We start from the raw sequence: 472 nt of genomic DNA on the forward strand, positions 1-472 counted from the left end.
AGCTGTCTCTTATACACAAATCCCTGCTAAGAAATTAGCGGGGATTTTTTTGAACTAAATCTCAACATGATGATCAGATCTTCCAATCTTATTGGAGACACATCATGATTAACGAACATACTCATTGGGCAACACAACAATTCGGTAAATCTGACTTAGGTGATCCAAGAAGAACAGAGCGTCTGGTAAAGTTAGCATCAACACTCGCGAATGAACCAGGAAAACCAATTGTGAACATCACTCAACCCCCCGCCGATATGGAAGGTGCCTATCGCTTTATCCGCAACGAGCATATTGACGCAAATGCCATAGCAGAGTCAGGCTTTCAAGCAACGGCTGAACAAGCACACGATCATAACTTATTGCTCGCATTAGAAGACACCACCACGCTGATTTATAAGCACGCCTCCATTCAAGGTGATTTGGGTCATGTCGGACGAGGAAAAAACAGCGAGGCTTGTTAGCTCATAGC

The 472-nt window shown here is 43.9% G+C and carries 1 pseudogene; it reads left to right on the plus strand.

Features of this window, described 5'->3' with window-relative positions:
• Positions 1–107: 107 nt before the first annotated feature.
• Positions 108–472 (plus strand): annotated as a pseudogene (locus SANK73390_RS02595) (IS4/Tn5 family transposase DNA-binding protein); the annotation flags it as partial.

It is taken from the genome of Pseudoalteromonas sp. SANK 73390, from assembly GCF_054966645.1.